The 16,653-nt window shown below is 72.8% G+C and carries 16 protein-coding genes; 13 read left to right on the top strand and 3 right to left on the bottom strand.

Annotated elements, in window-relative coordinates; all coding sequences use genetic code 11:
• Positions 1–35: 35 nt before the first annotated feature.
• The 13 genes from dop to ENKNEFLB_RS11900 all read left to right on the top strand — a co-directional run bounded on the left by dop (position 36) and on the right by ENKNEFLB_RS11900 (position 13,455).
• A complete protein-coding gene (dop, locus tag ENKNEFLB_RS11960; RefSeq protein WP_275955889.1) occupies positions 36–1,544 on the top strand; it encodes a depupylase/deamidase Dop in 1,509 nt (502 codons plus the stop codon).
• A gap of 69 nt (positions 1,545–1,613) precedes the next feature.
• Positions 1,614–1,817, top strand: coding sequence for a ubiquitin-like protein Pup (locus tag ENKNEFLB_RS11955; protein ID WP_160007628.1), 204 nt, complete (start codon positions 1,614–1,616; stop codon positions 1,815–1,817).
• Positions 1,814–2,686, top strand: coding sequence for a proteasome subunit beta (prcB, locus tag ENKNEFLB_RS11950; RefSeq protein WP_214055639.1), 873 nt, complete (start codon positions 1,814–1,816; stop codon positions 2,684–2,686). Before ENKNEFLB_RS11955 ends, prcB begins: the two co-directional genes overlap by 4 nt.
• Entirely contained in the window at positions 2,683–3,486 is an 804-nt protein-coding gene (prcA, locus tag ENKNEFLB_RS11945) for a proteasome subunit alpha (RefSeq protein ID WP_214055638.1), read from the top strand. Before prcB ends, prcA begins: the two co-directional genes overlap by 4 nt.
• Positions 3,487–3,534: 48 nt before the next feature.
• A complete protein-coding gene (gene pafA, locus ENKNEFLB_RS11940; RefSeq protein WP_214055637.1) occupies positions 3,535–4,896 on the top strand; it encodes a Pup--protein ligase in 1,362 nt (453 codons plus the stop codon).
• Between the two features lie 46 nt (positions 4,897–4,942).
• The gene (locus ENKNEFLB_RS11935) at positions 4,943–5,935 is read left to right on the top strand and encodes an FKBP-type peptidyl-prolyl cis-trans isomerase (RefSeq protein ID WP_246535500.1); all 993 of its coding nucleotides are present in this window, start codon (positions 4,943–4,945) and stop codon (positions 5,933–5,935) included.
• 18 nt (positions 5,936–5,953) lie between these two features.
• Positions 5,954–6,949, top strand: coding sequence for a helix-turn-helix transcriptional regulator (locus ENKNEFLB_RS11930; protein ID WP_246535499.1), 996 nt, complete (start codon positions 5,954–5,956; stop codon positions 6,947–6,949).
• On the top strand, positions 6,946–7,980 hold the full coding sequence (locus ENKNEFLB_RS11925; protein WP_214055636.1) for a helix-turn-helix transcriptional regulator: 1,035 nt from the start codon (positions 6,946–6,948) through the stop codon (positions 7,978–7,980). Before ENKNEFLB_RS11930 ends, ENKNEFLB_RS11925 begins: the two co-directional genes overlap by 4 nt.
• Positions 7,981–8,112: 132 nt before the next feature.
• The gene (gene tatA, locus ENKNEFLB_RS11920) at positions 8,113–8,424 is read left to right on the top strand and encodes a Sec-independent protein translocase subunit TatA (protein ID WP_214055635.1); all 312 of its coding nucleotides are present in this window, start codon (positions 8,113–8,115) and stop codon (positions 8,422–8,424) included.
• A 14-nt stretch (positions 8,425–8,438) separates the two neighbouring features.
• Complete coding sequence (gene tatC / locus ENKNEFLB_RS11915; protein WP_214055634.1) at positions 8,439–9,263, top strand: twin-arginine translocase subunit TatC; 825 nt, start codon at positions 8,439–8,441, stop codon at positions 9,261–9,263.
• Positions 9,260–9,676, top strand: a complete 417-nt coding sequence (locus ENKNEFLB_RS11910) for a hypothetical protein (protein WP_214055633.1) — start codon at positions 9,260–9,262, stop codon at positions 9,674–9,676. Before tatC ends, ENKNEFLB_RS11910 begins: the two co-directional genes overlap by 4 nt.
• A 51-nt stretch (positions 9,677–9,727) precedes the next feature.
• Positions 9,728–10,624, top strand: a complete 897-nt coding sequence (locus ENKNEFLB_RS11905; protein ID WP_214055632.1) for a YegS/Rv2252/BmrU family lipid kinase — start codon at positions 9,728–9,730, stop codon at positions 10,622–10,624.
• Positions 10,621–13,455 carry a DEAD/DEAH box helicase gene (locus ENKNEFLB_RS11900; RefSeq protein ID WP_214055631.1) on the top strand — a complete coding sequence of 945 codons (2,835 nt, stop codon included), beginning with the start codon at positions 10,621–10,623 and terminating at the stop codon, positions 13,453–13,455. Before ENKNEFLB_RS11905 ends, ENKNEFLB_RS11900 begins: the two co-directional genes overlap by 4 nt.
• A gap of 232 nt (positions 13,456–13,687) precedes the next feature.
• On the opposite strand, the gene ENKNEFLB_RS11895 is transcribed toward ENKNEFLB_RS11900, so the two are convergent.
• From ENKNEFLB_RS11895 to ENKNEFLB_RS11885, 3 genes are all read right to left on the bottom strand, one after another.
• The gene (locus ENKNEFLB_RS11895; RefSeq protein ID WP_214055630.1) at positions 13,688–15,232 is read right to left on the bottom strand and encodes an HNH endonuclease signature motif containing protein; all 1,545 of its coding nucleotides are present in this window, start codon (positions 15,230–15,232) and stop codon (positions 13,688–13,690) included.
• 179 nt (positions 15,233–15,411) lie between these two features.
• On the bottom strand, positions 15,412–16,341 hold the full coding sequence (locus ENKNEFLB_RS11890; RefSeq protein ID WP_246535498.1) for a 5'-3' exonuclease: 930 nt from the start codon (positions 16,339–16,341) through the stop codon (positions 15,412–15,414).
• Positions 16,338–16,613: a hypothetical protein gene (locus ENKNEFLB_RS11885; protein WP_214055629.1), complete on the bottom strand. Its 276-nt coding sequence runs from the start codon at positions 16,611–16,613 to the stop codon at positions 16,338–16,340. The genes ENKNEFLB_RS11890 and ENKNEFLB_RS11885 overlap by 4 nt, the downstream gene beginning before the upstream one ends.
• Between the last annotated feature and the right edge of the window lie 40 nt (positions 16,614–16,653).

Genomic DNA, 16,653 nt, shown 5'->3' with positions numbered 1-16,653 from the left:
CGGCTCCGGCCGGGGGTGGCGCGTAGGCTCGGCGCATGAGCGTGCGTCGGGTCATGGGCACCGAGATCGAGTACGGCATCGCGGTCACCGGGCAGCCGTCGGCCAACCCGATGGTCAGCTCCTCGCAGGTGGTCAACGCCTACGCCTCGGCCACCGTACGAGCCCGTCGTGCGCGGTGGGACTTCGAGGAGGAGTCGCCGCTGCGCGACGCCCGCGGGTACGACGTGTCGCGCCAGGTCGCCGACCCGAGCCAGCTGACCGACGAGGACCTCGGGCTGGCCAACGTCATCTTGACCAACGGCGCCCGGCTCTACGTCGACCACGCGCACCCCGAGTACGCCACGCCCGAGGTGACCACCCCCCTGGACGCCGTGCGGTGGGAGAAGGCCGGGGAGCAGGTGATGCTGGACGCCGCGCGCCGCGCCTCGAGCATGCCCGGCGGCGCGCCGATCGTGCTCTACAAGAACAACACCGACGGCAAGGGCGCCTCCTACGGCGCGCACGAGAACTACCTGATGCGCCGCTCGACGCCGTTCGCCGACATCGTGCGCCACCTGACCCCGTTCTTCGTCTCCCGCCAGGTGGTCTGCGGCGCCGGCCGGGTCGGCCGGGGCCAGGACGGGCGCGAGGACGGCTTCCAGGTCAGCCAGCGTGCGGACTTCTTCGAGGTCGAGGTCGGCCTCGAGACCACGCTGAAGCGTCCGATCATCAACACCCGCGACGAGCCGCACGCCGACCCGGACAAGTACCGCCGGCTGCACGTCATCATCGGCGACGCCAACATGTCCGAGGTCTCGACGTTCCTCAAGGTCGGCACGACCTCGCTGGTGCTGGCGATGATCGAGGACGGGTTCCTGGGCCGCGAGCTGATGGTCTCCGGTCCCGTCGCCTCGCTCCGCGCGGTCTCCCACGACCCGTCGCTGCAGCACCTGCTGACGCTGGCCGACGGCCGCCGGCTCACCGCGGTGCAGCTGCAGATGGAGTACCTCGACCTGGCCCGCAAGCACGTCGAGGACCGGCTCGGCTCGGACGCCGACGCCCAGACCGTCGAGGTGCTGGCCCGCTGGGAGTCGGTGCTGGACCGCCTCGACCGCGACCCCATGGAGTGCGCGGGGGAGCTGGACTGGGTCGCGAAGCTGAAGCTGCTCGAGCAGTACCGCGACCGCGACGGCCTGGCCTGGGACGACGCCAAGCTGGCCCTGATCGACCTGCAGTACGCCGACCTGCGCCCCGAGAAGGGCCTCTACCACCGGATGGCCGCCGCCGGGCGGATCGAGCGGCTGCTCGGCGACGACGCCGTCGAGCGCGCGATGCACGACCCGCCGGAGGACACCCGCGCCTACTTCCGTGGGCGCTGCCTGGAGAAGTTCGCCGAGAACGTCGCCGCGGCGTCGTGGGACTCGGTCATCTTCGACCTCCCCGGCCGTGACTCCCTGCAGCGGGTGCCCACCCTGGACCCCCTGCGCGGCAGCCGGGCGCACGTCGGCGACCTGCTCGACCGCTCGGAGACCGCCGAGGCCCTGCTGGGAGAGCTCGCCGGCTGATCTCGCGCCGCGGCGGACGCACCTGCGGGGTGGGGCCCGCGGCACCCGGCGAGTCGCTAGTGTCGGAGCATGGCCCAAGAGCAGAAGCAGCCGCGGCGCTCGTCGGAGACCGAGGAGCAGCAGCAGAGCGAGGAGACGACCGAGTCGTCGGTCGCCGAGCGCAAGGAAGCCCTCGACACGGAGGTCGACGACCTCCTCGACGAGATCGACGACGTCCTCGAGACGAACGCCGAGGACTTCGTGAAGTCGTTCATCCAGAAGGGCGGCGAATGAACGACTCGCGCCTGCCCGCGGCCTACCTCACCCCGGGCTCGTCGTCCTTCGCCGACTTCCTCGCCGACCAGGCGCCCGACCTGCTGCCCGGTGCGCGCGACCTCGGTCCGCAGCGTCCCGGCGCCCCGAGCGCGGGCGACCTGGCACCGCACGGCACCACCATCGTCGCGGCGACCTTCCCCGGCGGCGTCGTGATGGCCGGTGACCGCCGCGCCACGATGGGCAACGTGATCGCCCAGCGCGACATCGAGAAGGTCTTCCCCGCCGACGAGTTCTCCGCCGTCGGCATCGCCGGCACCGCGGGCCTCGCCGTGGAGATGGTCCGGCTCTACCAGGTCGAGCTGGAGCACTACGAGAAGATCGAGGGCTCGACGCTCTCCATGGACGGCAAGGCCAACCGGCTGGCCGCGCTGATCCGCAACAACCTGCCGATGGCCATGCAGGGCCTGGCCGTGGTGCCGCTCTTCGCCGGCTACGACCTGGCCGCCTCGATCGGGCGGATCTTCTCCTACGACGTCACCGGCGGCCGCTACGAGGAGACCGCCTTCCACGCCGTCGGCTCGGGCTCGGTCTTCGCCCGGGGCTCGTTGAAGAAGCTCTACCGCGAGGACCTGGGCCGCGAGGACTGCGTGCTGGCCGTGGTGCAGGCGCTCTACGACGCCGCCGACGACGACTCCGCGACCGGCGGGCCCGACCTCACGCGCCGGATCTTCCCGGTCGTGCACGTGATCACCGCCGAGGGCGGGGTACGCCTGCCCGACGCCGAGGTGGCCGAGGTGGCCGACCGGATGATCGCCGGTCGGATGATCCGGCCCGACGGACCGGCCGCGCCGCTCGACGGCCGGTCGTACGGGGGTGGCGCGCGATGAGCATGCCCTACTACGTCTCGCCCGAGCAGCTGATGAAGGACCGCGCGGACTTCGCCCGCAAGGGCATCTCGCGCGGACGCTCCGTGGTGGTCGTGCAGTACGCCGACGGGGTGCTGTTCGTCTCGGAGAACCCCTCGCAGGCGCTGCACAAGGTCTCCGAGATCTACGACCGGATCGCCTTCGCGGCCGTCGGCCGCTACAACGAGTTCGAGAACCTCCGCATCGCCGGGGTGCGCCTGGCCGACATGCGCGGGTACTCCTACGACCGGCGCGACGTCACCGGCCGGGCCCTGGCCAACGCCTACGCCCAGACCCTGGGCTCGATCTTCTCCAGCGGCGGCGAGAAGCCGTACGAGGTGGAGCTCTTCGTCGCCGAGGTGGGCGACTCGCCGGCCGCGGACCAGGTCTACCGGCTGACCTACGACGGCCAGGTGGCCGACGAGCACGGGTACGCCGTGATGGGCGGCGCCGCCGAGACCGTCACCGCGCACCTGCGCGAGCACTACACCGAGGGCGCCGACCTGCCGACCGCGCTGGCGACCGCCGTCGCGGCGCTCGGCGCGGTCGAGGGCGAGGCGCCCGACCGGGTGCTGCCCGTGGCCGACCTCGAGGCGGCCGTGCTCGACCGCACCCGCACCCAGACGCGCAAGTTCCGCCGGCTGCGCCCGGACTGGATCGAGTCGGTGCTGCCGTCCGCCGAGGTGCCGTCGGAGGTGCCCGCGGAGGTGTCCTCGGGTGGGTCGTCCGGGGGTCCGGACGCCGCTCCGCCGGACGCGCCCGTCGCCCCGCCGATCAGCTAGGCGGGCAGGTCACCCCCGGATCCGCCGGTCCCCCCGTACTGTTCGGGCATGGACCGGCGGATCTTCGGTATCGAGAACGAGTACGGCGTCACGTGCACGTTCAAGGGGCAGCGGCGGCTCAGCCCGGACGAGGTCGCCCGCTACCTGTTCCGCAAGGTCGTCAGCTGGGGACGCAGCAGCAACGTCTTCCTCCGCAACGGCGCCCGGCTCTACCTCGACGTCGGCAGCCACCCGGAGTACGCCACCCCGGAGTGCGACGACATCGTCGACCTGGTGACCCACGACAAGGCGGGGGAGCGGGTCCTCGAGGGGCTGCTCCTCGACGCCGAGGACCGGCTGCACGACGAGGGCATCGCCGGCGAGATCTACCTGTTCAAGAACAACACCGACTCCGCCGGCAACTCCTACGGCTGCCACGAGAACTACCTCGTGGGGCGGGCGGGGGAGTTCAGCCGGCTGGCCGACATCCTGATCCCGTTCCTGGTCACCCGCCAGATCGTGGTCGGGGCCGGCAAGATCACGCAGACGCCGCGCGGGGCGTCGTACGCGGTGAGCCAGCGCGCCGAGCACATCTGGGAGGGCGTCTCGAGCGCCACGACCCGCAGCCGGCCGATCATCAACACCCGCGACGAGCCGCACGCGGACGCCGAGAAGTACCGGCGGCTGCACGTCATCGTCGGCGACTCGAACATGAGCGAGACGACCACGCTGCTCAAGGTGGCCAGCTGCGACCTCGTGCTGCGGATGATCGAGGAGGGCGTGGTGATGCGCGACCTCACCATGGAGAACCCGATCCGGGCCATCCGCGAGATCTCCAACGACGTCACCGGGCGCCGCAAGATCCGGCTGGCCAACGGCCGCGAGGCCAGCGCGCTCGACATCCAGCAGGAGTACCTCTCGAAGGCGCGCGACTTCGTGGACCGCCGCCAGATCTCGACGCCGGTGATCGAGCAGGCCCTCGACCTGTGGGAGCGCGGGCTGAAGGCCGTCGAGTCCGACGACCTCGGCCTGGTCGACACCGAGATCGACTGGGTCATCAAGTGGAAGCTGATCGAGAGCTACCGCGCCAAGCACGGCCTGCCGCTGAGCCACCCGCGGATCGCCCAGCTGGACCTCGCCTACCACGACATCCACCGCGGGCGGGGGCTCTACTACCTGCTCGAGAAGCGCGGCATGGTCGCCCGGGCGACCACCGACCTGAAGATCTTCGAGGCCAAGACGGTCCCGCCGCAGTCCACCCGCGCCCGCCTGCGGGGCGAGTTCATCCGCACCGCCCAGGAGAAGCGCCGCGACTTCACCGTCGACTGGGTCCACCTCAAGCTCAACGACCAGGCCCAGCGCACGGTGCTGTGCAAGGACCCCTTCCGCGCCTACGACGAGCGGGTCCAGCGGCTGATCGACGGGATGTGACCGGAGCCTCCGGGCCGGTCAGGAAGCCCCGGTAGGGTCTGTCCACGTGTCTACGCCTCTCTTCCTGCGTCCCGGCCGTCGTACCGCGGCGGTCTCCGCCGCGCTCCTGCTGAGCGTCTCGCTCGCTGCCTGCGGGTCCGACGAGGGGGAGGGCGGGGCGACCGGGTTCGACGCCGTGGAGATCTCCGGCGAGGTCGGGTCCGCGCCCGAGGTGGCCTTCGACGGCGAGATGAACGTCGACGGCACCGAGACCGAGACCCTGGCCGAGGGCGACGGGGCCGAGCTGGCCGCGGGCGACTCGGTGATCGTGAACTACTGGATCGGCAACGGCTTCACCGGTGAGCCGGTCGACGACTCCTTCGACGACAAGACCTCCGGCGCGCTGGTCACCCTGGGTGCCGAGCCGCAGCAGCCGCAGACCATCGACCAGGTCGCCTCGGCCGCCGCCAGCCGCCTCGTCGAGGCCGGCACGACCGTCGGGTCCCGGATCGCCACCGTCGGCACCGCCCCCGAGGTCCTCGGCCTTCCCGGCGTGCCCGAGCTCGGGATCGGCAACCTCGACCCGGTCGTCCTCGTGGTCGACCTCGTCGAGCAGCCCCTCGAGGGCCCCGAGGGCCAGGACGTGCAGGACGTCCCGTCGTGGGTGCCCGAGCTGGTGGAGCGCGACGGCGTCCCCACCGGGTGGGACTTCCAGGGCACGCCCGAGCCCACCGACCAGCTGCGCAGCGCGACCCTGGTCGAGGGCGAGGGCCCCGAGGTGGAGAAGGGCGACCTGCTGGTCGCGAACTACCTCGGCCAGGTCTACGGCGGCGACGAGCCGTTCGACGAGAGCTACAGCGGCGAGCCCGTCGGCTTCGGGATCGGGCTCGGGCAGGTCATCGAGGGTTGGGACGAGGCGCTGGTCGGTCAGACCGTCGGCAGCCGCGTCGTGCTCGCGATCCCGCCCGCCCAGGGCTACGGCGAGCAGGGCAGCCCGCAGGCCGGCATCGAGGGCGACGACACGCTCTACTTCGTGGTGGACGTCCTCGGGGCCGCATGAGCCGGCTGCGAGACTGACGTGGTGACACCCGAGGCGCAGACGGAGGCGAAGTCCGAGCGCCTGCTCAACCTGCTGATCATGCTGCTGGTCCAGCGTCACCTCGTGCCCAAGGCGCGGATCCGCGCGATCCTCTACCCCGACCACTCCGACGACGCCTTCGAGCGCAAGTTCGACCGCGACAAGGAGGAGCTGCGCAGCCTCGGCGTGCCGATCGAGGTCGGGGCGATAGACGCGCTCTTCGACGACGAGCCCGGCTACCGGGTCCGTCGCGACCAGTTCGCGCTCCCCGAGATCGACCTCGACCCCGAGGAGGCCGCCGTGGTCGGCCTGGCCGCCAAGGTCTGGGACCACGCCCGCTTCGCCACCGCCGCCAGCGACGCCGTCCGCAAGCTGACCGCCGCCGGCGTCGACGTCGACACCAGCCGGCTCGACATCGTCCAGCCGCGGCTGCGCGCCGACGAGCCGTCCTTCGAGGTCTTCCTCGAGGCGGTCCGCGACCGGGTGCCGGTCCGCTTCGACTACGCGCGGGCCGGCGCGGCCCCGCAGACGCGGCACCTGCAGCCGTGGGGCGTGACCCGCTACGCCGGACGCTGGTACGTCGTGGGCCAGGACACCGACCGCAGCGCCGAGCGGGTGTTCCGGCTCTCCCGCGTGCGCGGGCGCGCGCACACCGACGGCGACCCCGGGTCGTACGACGTGCCGCCCGGCACCGACCTGCGCGAGGTCGCCCGGCGCCTCGCCCCCGCACCCAGCCACGAGCGGTCGGTGCTGCTGGTCCGCCAGGGAGCCGGCCACACGCTGCGCCGCGACGCCGTCGACCTCGAGGTCGGCGTCACCGGCCCCGACGGTCGCGACGACTGGGACCGCCTGGTGCTGACCCGCGGCACGGTCGGGCTGGCCGACGAGGTCCTCGGGCACGGCCCGGCCGCCTTCGTCGAGGAGCCGGCGACGCTGCGCGAGGCCGTGGTCACCCGCCTGCGGGCGCTGCCCGACCCCGTAGGAGACCTCCCGTGAGCCCGACGACGCGCAAGGCCCCCGCCGGTGCGGGGGAGCAGGTCACCCGGCTGCTGACCCTCGTGCCGTTCCTGCACGCCCGCGGCAGCGTCGACCTCGCCGCGGCCGCCGACCTGCTCGGCGTGTCCCGTGACCAGGTCGTCTCCGACCTGAAGGTCCTCTTCATGTGCGGCCTGCCCGGCGGCTACCCCGACGACCTGATCGACGTCGACATCGACGCCCTGGAGGGCGAGGACGGCGACGGCGTCATCCGCGTCGCCAACGCCGACTACCTCGACCGGCCGCTGCGGCTGAGCCCGACCGAGGCCTCCGCGGTCATCGTCGCCCTGCGCGCGCTGCGCGCCGGCACCCAGGACGACACCCGCGCGGTCGTCGACCGGGTGCTGGGCAAGCTCGAGGCCGCAGCCGCCGGGGGACCGGACCCGGCCGCCGTGGAGACCGGCGCCGACGAGGCCGGTGACGCCCTGTCCCGCCTGGCCGGCGAGCTCGGCGACGCCGTGGCCCGCGGCCGCCAGGTGCGGCTGCGCTACTGGGTCCCGACGCGCGACGAGATCTCCGACCGGGTCGTCGACCCCCGTGCGGTCGTGGAGCACGACGGCCACGCCTACCTCGACGCCTACTGCCACAGCGCCGAGGCGCCGCGGCTCTTCCGGCTGGACCGGGTGCAGCATGCCGAGGTGCTCGACGCCGAGGTGACCACCGCCCCGGCCCGCCCCCGCCGGCTGACCGGGTCGCTGCTCGGGACCGCCCGCGACACGCCCCGGGTGACGCTGCGGCTGCGCCCGGAGGCCTCCTGGGTCACCGACTACCACCCCGTCGAGGACGTCCGGCCGGCCCCGGTCGGACCGGAGGGCACCGTCGACCTCGAGGTCCCGGTGGCCGACGAGCGGTGGCTGACCAGGCTCCTGCTCCGCCTGGCCCCGCACGCCGAGGTCGTCGGTCCCGAGCCCTACGCCGACGCGGTGGCCCGGGCCGCAGCGGAGACGCTGGCGCTCTACGACCAGGCGAACGACCGGCCAACAGCACCCTGACGGCGCCCGAACGGTGCGTCGGCGGCGGGCTCGCGGCGTGGTTCGGGTCCGCGACCGACCGGGAGCGACGTAGGATGGCCTCGTCCGCCGTCCAAGCCCCGGTCCTGCGACCGGGTCGTCTGTGAGGTCGCCATGTCCTACCCCATGCTCGGGATGCCCCAGGGCGCCGAGTGGTTCATCATCCTCGCGATCGTGATCCTGGTCTTCGGTGCAGCCAAGCTGCCCGACCTCGCGCGCAGCACCGGTCAGGCACTGAAGATCTTCAAGTCCGAGACCAAGGGCCTGATCGACGACGACAAGGACAAGGACAAGGCCAAGGACACCTCGAAGCCGGTCTCGAGCACCGACGGCACCGACGTGACGGTCGCGGGCGAGCTGCCCCCGGCCAGCGGTGAGGCGACGACCGACGCGTCGACGACCTCCACCGAGCGTCACCCCGGCTGACCCTGCCGCTCCCTGTGTCGATCACCGGCGTCGCCCGCATCTTCGTCGGTCGCCCCGTCCACCCCGTGGGCGACGACGGCCGGATGGCCCTCTCGGACCACCTGCGCGAGCTTCGCGCCCGCATCCTCAAGGTCGCCATCATCCTGCTGGCCGGGCTGCTGGTGTCCCTGCTGTTCTTCCAGCAGGTCTACGACATCGTCTACGGCCCGCTCAAGGACGCCCGCGCCAACCTGCCCGACAACAGCGGGCTGGACACGACGCAGGGTCCTGCCGGCGGCCTGATGCTCTACCTCAAGCTGTGCGGGTTCGCCTCGGTCGTGGCCACCAGCCCGCTCTGGCTCTACCAGATCTGGGCGTTCATCGTCCCCGGGCTGCACGCGCGGGAGAAGAAGTGGACGCGGGTCTTCGCCGCGATCGCCGGGCCGCTCTTCCTGGCCGGTGTCGCGCTGGGATACCTCACGCTGGCCAAGGGCCTGGAGATCCTGATCGGGCTCAACCCGCCGGGGCTGACGAACCTGGTGGAGTTCAACGAGTACCTGCAGTTCTTCAGCCGCACCCTGCTGGTCTTCGGCATCTCCTTCGAGATCCCCCTCTTCGTGGTGCTGCTCAACCTCGCCGGGATCATCTCGGGCAAGGCGCTCGCCGCCTACCGGCCCTGGATCATCGTGGGCACCTTCGTCTTCGCCGCGATCGCGACGCCGTCGGCCGACCCGTTCACGATGACGATCATGGCGATGCCGATGGTCGTGCTGTTCCTCGTCTCCGAGGTCATCGCCCGGAGCAACGACAAGCGGCGGGCCAAGCGGCGGGCCGCCCTCGTCGCGGCCGCCGAGGCGTGAGCGCCGCGGAGACCGGCGCGCCCCTGCTGGTCGAGGTCGACCCGTTCGACCTGCCCGAGTGGCTCGGCGAGACCGACGTGGTGTGGTCCGGGGGCTCGGGCCTGCGGACGGCCCACCTCGTCGAGGGGGCGCTGTCCGGCGGTCCCGGCCAGGAGACGCCGTGCGACCTGCTCGCGGTCGACGAGGCGTACCCGACGATCGTGGCCACCGACGACACCCGGGTACGCGCCCACCGCGCGTGGCGCCACGGCCAGGTCCTGGTGGTGCTCCACGGCGACCGCGTGACCCTGGCCGCCCCGGGGACCCGCTGGACCTCCGAGGGCGTGCTCGACGCGATGTCGCGGCTGGCCCGGGCCGTCGGTGCCTCGCCGGAGCACTTCGCGGTGCACCTGCGCATCGGCGACGACCGCTAGCCACACCGGCAGCCGTCCGGGGGTGACCGCCCCCCTCGGTAGGGTCGAGGCGTGGTTGTCCCCAAGCGCGAGGTCGCGCTGATCACCAACCCGGCCGCCGGCAGGGGCCGTTCGGCCGGCGCCCGTGACGCCGCGGTGAACAGGTTGCGCTCGCTGGGTGTGCGGGTGCGCTCGCTCGAGGGCCGCGACCAGGTCGGCGCGACCGACGTCGCCCGCGCGGCGGTCGCCGACGGGGTGGACGCGCTGGTCGTCTGCGGCGGGGACGGGATGGTCAACGTCGGGCTGCAGGCGGTGGCCGGCACCGGCACCCCGCTGGGGATCGTGCCGGCCGGCACCGGGAACGACACCGCCCGTGCCCTCGGCATCCCCCGCGACGACCCGCCCGCCGCGGCCGACCTCGTGGCCCGCGGCTCGATCCGGATCGTCGACCTCGCGGTGACCGGAGGCCGCTACTACTCCACCGTCTTCGCCGCGGGCTTCGACGCCCTCGTCAGCGAGCGGGCGAACCGGATGCACCGGCTGCGCGGCCGGGCGCGCTACCACCTCGCCACCCTGGTCGAGCTGCGGCGGGTCGCGCCCCGGTCCTACACCCTCGACCTGGACGGGCGGGTCGTGCGTACGGACGCGGTGCTGGTGGCCGTGGGCAACGGACCGTCCTTCGGCGGCGGCCTCCGCATCGCCGAGGGCGCCCGGCTCGACGACGGGATGCTCGACGTGGTCGTGATCGCCCCGATGAGCCGCGCCGAGCTGGTCCGGGCCTACCCGCGCCTGCTCGACGGCTCGCACACCAGCCTGCCGCAGTACACCCACCACCGTGCCCGACGCGTGACGGTCGCCGCCCCCGGCATCGTCGCCTACGCCGACGGGGAGCGGTTCGGACCGCTGCCCACCACGATCGAGGCCGCCCCGGGGGCGTTGGCGGTCCTGGCCCCTGGAGGTGCCGCATGACCACGCCTGCCGAGCGCTACGCGTCCTACCGAGCAGAACGTGAGTACCCCGTGCTGCGCGACTTCGCCGCGCACTACGAGTTCGCGCTCGACGACTTCCAGCTGCGCGCCTGCCGCGCGATCGAGGACGGTCGCGGCGTGCTCGTCGCGGCGCCGACGGGGTCGGGCAAGACCATCGTCGGCGAGTTCGGCGTCCACCTGGCCCTGCAGACCGGGCGCAAGACCTTCTACACTACCCCGATCAAGGCGCTGTCCAACCAGAAGTACCACGACCTGGTGGCCCGCTATGGCCCGGAGAACGTCGGCCTGCTGACCGGCGACGACGTCGTCAACGGCGACGCGCCGGTCGTCGTGATGACGACCGAGGTCCTGCGCAACATGCTCTACGCCGGGTCCAGCACCCTGATCGGGCTCGGCTTCGTGGTGATGGACGAGGTGCACTACCTCGCCGACCGCTCCCGCGGCGCGGTGTGGGAGGAGGTGATCATCCACCTGCCGGAGTCGGTCAGCGTGATCTCGCTGTCCGCGACGGTCTCGAACGCCGAGGAGTTCGGCGAGTGGCTGGCCACCGTGCGCGGGGAGACGACCACGATCGTCGAGGAGCGCCGCCCGGTCCCGCTCTACCAGCACGTCCTGGTCGGACGCCGGCTGCTCGACCTCTTCGCCTCCTCCGACGTCGACGCCTCCGCCGGGTTCGTCCAGGAGGGCGCGCCGGTCAACGACGAGCTGGTCAAGCTGGCCCGCGACGACTGGGCCGCGACCCGGATCAAGGACCGCCGCACGCCGAAGAAGGGGCGTGGCAAGACGCCCCGGCCCTCCGGCGGCGGTGGCGGCGCCGGGGGCGGACAGGGCGCGCGTCCGGTCGGCAACGGCCGGCGGGTGTGGATCCCGAGCCGCGTCGACGTGCTCACCGCGCTCGACCGCGAGGGCCTGCTGCCCGCGATCACGTTCATCTTCAGCCGGGCCGGGTGCGCGGCGGCGGTGCAGCAGTGCCTGGACTCCAACGTCCGGCTGACGACACCGGCCGAGCGCGAGGAGATCCGGACCTTCGTCGAGGCGTCCTGCCGCGACCTGCCCGCCGACGACCTGCAGGTGCTCGGCTACCACGACTTCCTCGACGGGCTGGTCCGTGGCGTCGCCGCGCACCACGCCGGGATGCTGCCGGCGTTCAAGCACGTGGTGGAGGAGCTCTACCTGCGCGGGCTCTGCAAGGCGGTCTTCGCGACCGAGACCCTGGCGCTCGGCGTGAACATGCCGGCGCGCACCGTGGTCATCGAGAAGCTCAGCAAGTGGAACGGCGAGACGCACGCCGACATAACGCCGGGGGAGTACACCCAGCTCACCGGTCGCGCCGGCCGGCGCGGCCTCGACGTCGAGGGCCACGGGGTGGTGCTGTGGCAGCCGGGGATGAACCCCCGGGAGGTCGCCGGCCTGGCCTCCACCCGGACCTACCCGCTGCGCTCCTCCTTCCGGCCGTCCTACAACATGGCCGTCAACCTGGTGCACCAGTTCGGGCGCACCCGCTCGCGCGAGCTGCTGGAGCAGTCCTTCGCGCAGTTCCAGGCCGACAAGGCCGTCGTCAGCCTCGCCCGCCAGCTGCACAAGGCCGAGGACGCGCTGGAGGGGTACGCGGAGGCGGCGACCTGCCACCTCGGCGACTTCATGGAGTACGCCTCCCTGCGCCGCCAGGTCAACGAGGTCGAGAAGGACGCCGGCCGCAGCCGTCGCGCCGATCGCCGCGACCTGGCCCTGGGCTCGTTGCAGAAGCTCAGGATCGGTGACGTCATCGAGGTGCCCGGCGGGAAGTTCGCCGGTACGGCCCTCGTGCTCGACCCGGGCTGGGACCCCGACAACCCGCGGCCGTACGTCCTGACCCAGCAGCGCCAGGCCCGCCGGCTCGGGCCGATGGACTTCCCCGAGCCGGTCGAGGCGCTGGCCCGGATGCGGGTGCCCAAGAGCTTCAACGGCCGCAACCCCCAGCAGCGCCGCGACCTGGCGGACGCGCTCCACAAGCGCGCCGCAGACATCCCGCCGCCGCACCTGCGGGCGTCGGCGCGCGAGTCCGGCGGCGACGGCCGGGACGGCGGACCGGACCGTACGGCGGCCCGGGTCTCGGACCTGCGGGCCCGGATGAAGGCGCACCCGTGCCACGGGTGCAGCGACCGTGAGGACCACGCCCGCTGGGCCGAGCGGCACTTCAAGCTCGAGCGCGACTCCGCGACCCTGCGCCGGCGGGTGGAGAACCGCACGAACACCGTCGCGCGCCAGTTCGACCGGGTCTGCGAGGTGCTCACGGCGCTGGGCTACCTCGAGGGCGACGAGGTCACCACCGAGGGCGCCCGGCTGCGGCGCCTCTACTCCGAGATGGACCTGGTGGCCGCGGAGTCCCTGCGCCAGGGCCTCTGGGACGGCCTCACGTCCTCGGGCCTGGCCGCGGCGCTGTCGGTGCTGGTCTTCGAGGCGCGCCGCCCCGACGACGCGCGCTCGCCGCGGGTGCCCGGAGGAAACACCGGGGCCGCCATCGACGCGATGATGCAGCTGTGGGGCGACCTCGACGGCCTCGAGAAGCAGCACCACCTGGACTTCCTGAGGCGCCCCGACGCCGGCTTCGCCTGGTGCGCCTTCCGGTGGGCCGAGGGCGACGACCTCGACGACGTCCTCGGCACCACCGACCTCACCGCGGGTGACTTCGTGCGCTGGATGAAGCAGCTGGTCGACCTCTCGGGGCAGGTCGCCACCGCCGCGGGCCCCGGCCCGCTCCGCGACACCGCGCGGGCGACGGTCAAGCAGCTCAAGCGCGGCGTGGTGGCGTACTCGGGGCTCGCCGAGTAGGTCGTCGCCGGCGGCGGGACCGGTGGTCGAGGGTCGGCCCTCGGTGGTCCGGTGGTCGAGGAGCGAGCGCAGCGAGCGTCTCGAGACCAGGGCCGGTGGTCGACGTGTGATCTGCACGCATCTGGTGCGTGTAGATCACCCATCGACGGGGGTGAGGGGGCCTGGGCGTGCCGGTACCGCCGGTGGGCGTGGCCGGTCCGGCGGTACGGCTGCTGCTGGGGTGTCAGCGGGGTCAGAAGGGTGGGGGGTCGTTTCGGGGTGGAGGCTCGGCGGCGCCGTCGGGATCGTCCGGTGCCGGGGGCGGTGCCTGGTACGGGGTGGTGTCGGGTTGCTCGGGCAGTGGGTCGGGTGGTGGCCCTGGTGGGAGCTCGTCGATGGGGTGGGTGCCGGCGTGGGATCTGAGGTACCGCTGTCCGATCGGGCTGGTCCACAGGTAGAGCCCGGGTCCGAGGAGGTTGTAGTTCCATCCCATGTGGGTCTTGGCGCGGTGGTGCTGGCGGCAGGCGGGGGCGACGTTCCCTGTCTCGGTGGGGCCGTCGGGGTGCGGGATGACGTGGTCCATGTCGGCGAACACCGCCGGGTTGGTGCACCAGGGGAACACGCAGGTGAGGTCGCGTAGGGCGGTCTGTTCCTTGAGGCGGTCGGAGCACTCGTAGGAGTCGCAGTGGATGGACTCGGCCAGATCGATGACGGGCCGGATGGTGATGCTGGCGGCGGTGTGGGCCCACTGGCGGACCTGGGCGGTGGTGATCGGGCCTTTCGCGGGGTGGCGGTTGTCCAGGCGGGAGAGCTGGGTCGCGCTGGTGGGGCTGGTGGTGCAGAACAGGGGGTTGAAGACGGCGCCGGGGATGTGGGCGTAGAGCACCAGGTGCTTGCCGGTCGCCGGTGAGGCCTGCTCCTGGCCGTCGGGGAGGGTCTGTTCGCCGAGGGCGAGGGAGCCGAGGGCCTTCGAGCGGCGGACGTCCAACGACTCGGTGGACCCGTCGGCGGCGAGGGTCTTCGCCCGGTCGCTGACGGCTGCTTCGAGGGCGATCGCGTCGGCGAGGTCGAGTCCGGCGTCGAGGTCGACGACACCGTCGGGGTGCTGGGCGAGGTTGATGTGGCAGTGCCGCCCGTCAGCGGCTGCGCGGCGTTTCTCCTCGGCTGCCTGGGGGTCCCAGCGTAGGAGTGCTTCGTCGGTGATCCGGGACAGCTGGGCGTAGGAGATCGAGTGCGCGAAGGGGGCGACGAGCCGGTCGACCTCGGCGGCGCCGTCCTCGCACAGGCCCATGGTCTTCTCCGCGACCTGGCGGGCACGCCACACCGGGCAGGCCCCGGAGAGGACGCGTTCCCACAACCGGGGTAGCCGGTAGCGCAGCTCCAACGTCACAGCGACCTGGTTTGCACCGGACCGGGTGGACACCCCGAGGACGGCGGACAGCTCGATGACCGCGGACTCGCGGACCAGCGGGCACCCGATGCCGCCGAGGGCGAGGCCGTAATCGCCGTACCCGGCGATCCACATCGCTTCGTCGTCGGTGAGGGCCTCGTTGATCACGCACCAGTCCACGATCGACTGCAGGACCGCGACGTCGGCTGCGGCCTGCACGGCCTTGGCGTTCTTGACCACCGCCAGCGCCTCGACGCGGGTGGTCTCTCGGGTGGTGTCGAGTGCGTGGACCCATTCCCAGAACGACGGGTCGGGCGACATCACCGCCTCCACCTGCACCGCAGCCTCGACCGGGACGTCGAGCGTCGGGTCGGGCCCGGTGCTGTCGTCGTCGGCGGTGGTGGTCATGCATCTAGTATAGTCGAACACGCGTTCGAACGCAAGGCCGGTGTGGTGGTTGTGGAGGGGGTCTCGAGACGGTCGCTGGCGCTCGCTGATCGACCACCGGGTCGGGAGCTCCCTCCTCGACCACCGGGGCCTGGCGCCCCTCCTCGGACCACCGGCGTGGGCGCCCAGCCGACGATCGGTCAGTCGCGGGCGAGGGCGGCGGTGAGGCGCGCGACGGGGGAGTCGAGGCCGTACTGCTCCGACAGGGCGGCCAGGCGGTCCGGGTCGGCCGGGGACCGTGGCAGCTCCAGGTGGGAGCGGTCGAGGTCCAGCTCCCGGGCCACCGCGACCACGCGCGGGGCGACCGCGAGGTAGTCGGCGGCGTCCTTGACCTTGCGACGGGGCCCGGCGGCCATGCCCGAGTCGGGGTCGTGGGCGGCGGCGACGATGCCGGCCAGGTCGCCGTGGCGGCCGAGCAGGGAGGCGGCGGTCTTGTCGCCGACGCCGGAGACGCCGGGCAGACCGTCGGAGGCGTCACCGCGCAGGGTGGCGAAGTCGGCGTACTGACGGGCGTGGACGTCGTACTTCGCGACCACCCAGGCGTCGTCGACGCGCTCGTGGCGCCCGACGCCGCGGGCGATGTAGAGCACCCGGACCTCCGCGTCGTCGTCGACGAGCTGGAACAGGTCGCGGTCGCCGGTGACCACGTCCACCGGCATCCCGGCGCCGGTGGCGAGCGTGCCGATCACGTCGTCGGCCTCGTAGCCCGGGGCGCCGATCACGGTGATGCCGAAGGCCGCCAGCACCTGCTGGATGATCGGCACCTGCACCCCGAGCGGGTCCGGGACCTCCTCGACGTCGGGGGCGGTCTCGACCTCCTCGACCACGCGGTGCGCCTTGTAGGTCGGCAGCAGGTCGACCCGCCACTGCGGACGCCAGTCGTCGTCCCAGCAGCAGACCAGGTGGGTCGGCTGGTAGTCGGTGACCAGCCGGGAGACGAAGTCCAGCAGCCCTCGCACGGCGTTGACCGGGGTGCCGTCGGGGCCGGCGATGTCGGGCACGCCGAAGAAGGCGCGGAAGTACATCGAGGCGGTGTCGAGCAGCATCAGGCGCGGCGCAGGGGCGGTCATCGCGGCACCGTAACCCAGTCCGTCGGGGACGCGTCCGCACTCCGCACGGCGGTCGCAGCGACCGGACGGCCCGTCCCGGCGCGGCGGACGAGGGGCCGTACGGGGCGTGGGGTGCGGCAGGCGAAGGTGAGGCGGGCGTCGTCCCAGACCTCGAGGTCGTAGGTCGCCCGCGGCGCCCGGCGGGCCAGGCGGCGGACGGCGCCGACCAGGCCGCGGTGCGGCGCGTCGGCCGACGGCACCCGGCGGAGCCAGACCTCGCGACCTCCACCCACGAGCGCCAGCCTAGGGGCACCCCGCGCCCGCGTGCTGAGC

The sequence above is a fragment of the Nocardioides aquaticus genome (genome assembly GCF_018459925.1).
Taxonomy (GTDB): domain Bacteria; phylum Actinomycetota; class Actinomycetes; order Propionibacteriales; family Nocardioidaceae; genus Nocardioides; species Nocardioides aquaticus.
Note: the sequence above shows the minus strand (reverse complement) of the source record. Positions and strands in the feature narration are given on the sequence as shown.

What these genes read in the sequence shown, in the direction of transcription:
- dop (WP_275955889.1), top strand. Translation starts at nt 36, where the DNA reads ATGAGCGTGCGTCGGGTCATGGGCACCGAGATCGAGTACGGCATCGCG.
- ENKNEFLB_RS11955 (WP_160007628.1), top strand. Translation starts at nt 1,614, where the DNA reads ATGGCCCAAGAGCAGAAGCAGCCGCGGCGCTCGTCGGAGACCGAGGAG.
- prcB (WP_214055639.1), top strand. Translation starts at nt 1,814, where the DNA reads ATGAACGACTCGCGCCTGCCCGCGGCCTACCTCACCCCGGGCTCGTCG.
- prcA (WP_214055638.1), top strand. Translation starts at nt 2,683, where the DNA reads ATGAGCATGCCCTACTACGTCTCGCCCGAGCAGCTGATGAAGGACCGC.
- pafA (WP_214055637.1), top strand. Translation starts at nt 3,535, where the DNA reads ATGGACCGGCGGATCTTCGGTATCGAGAACGAGTACGGCGTCACGTGC.
- tatA (WP_214055635.1), top strand. Translation starts at nt 8,113, where the DNA reads ATGTCCTACCCCATGCTCGGGATGCCCCAGGGCGCCGAGTGGTTCATC.
- ENKNEFLB_RS11900 (WP_214055631.1), top strand. Translation starts at nt 10,621, where the DNA reads ATGACCACGCCTGCCGAGCGCTACGCGTCCTACCGAGCAGAACGTGAG.
- ENKNEFLB_RS11895 (WP_214055630.1), bottom strand. Translation starts at nt 15,232, where the DNA reads ATGACCACCACCGCCGACGACGACAGCACCGGGCCCGACCCGACGCTC.
- ENKNEFLB_RS11890 (WP_246535498.1), bottom strand. Translation starts at nt 16,341, where the DNA reads ATGACCGCCCCTGCGCCGCGCCTGATGCTGCTCGACACCGCCTCGATG.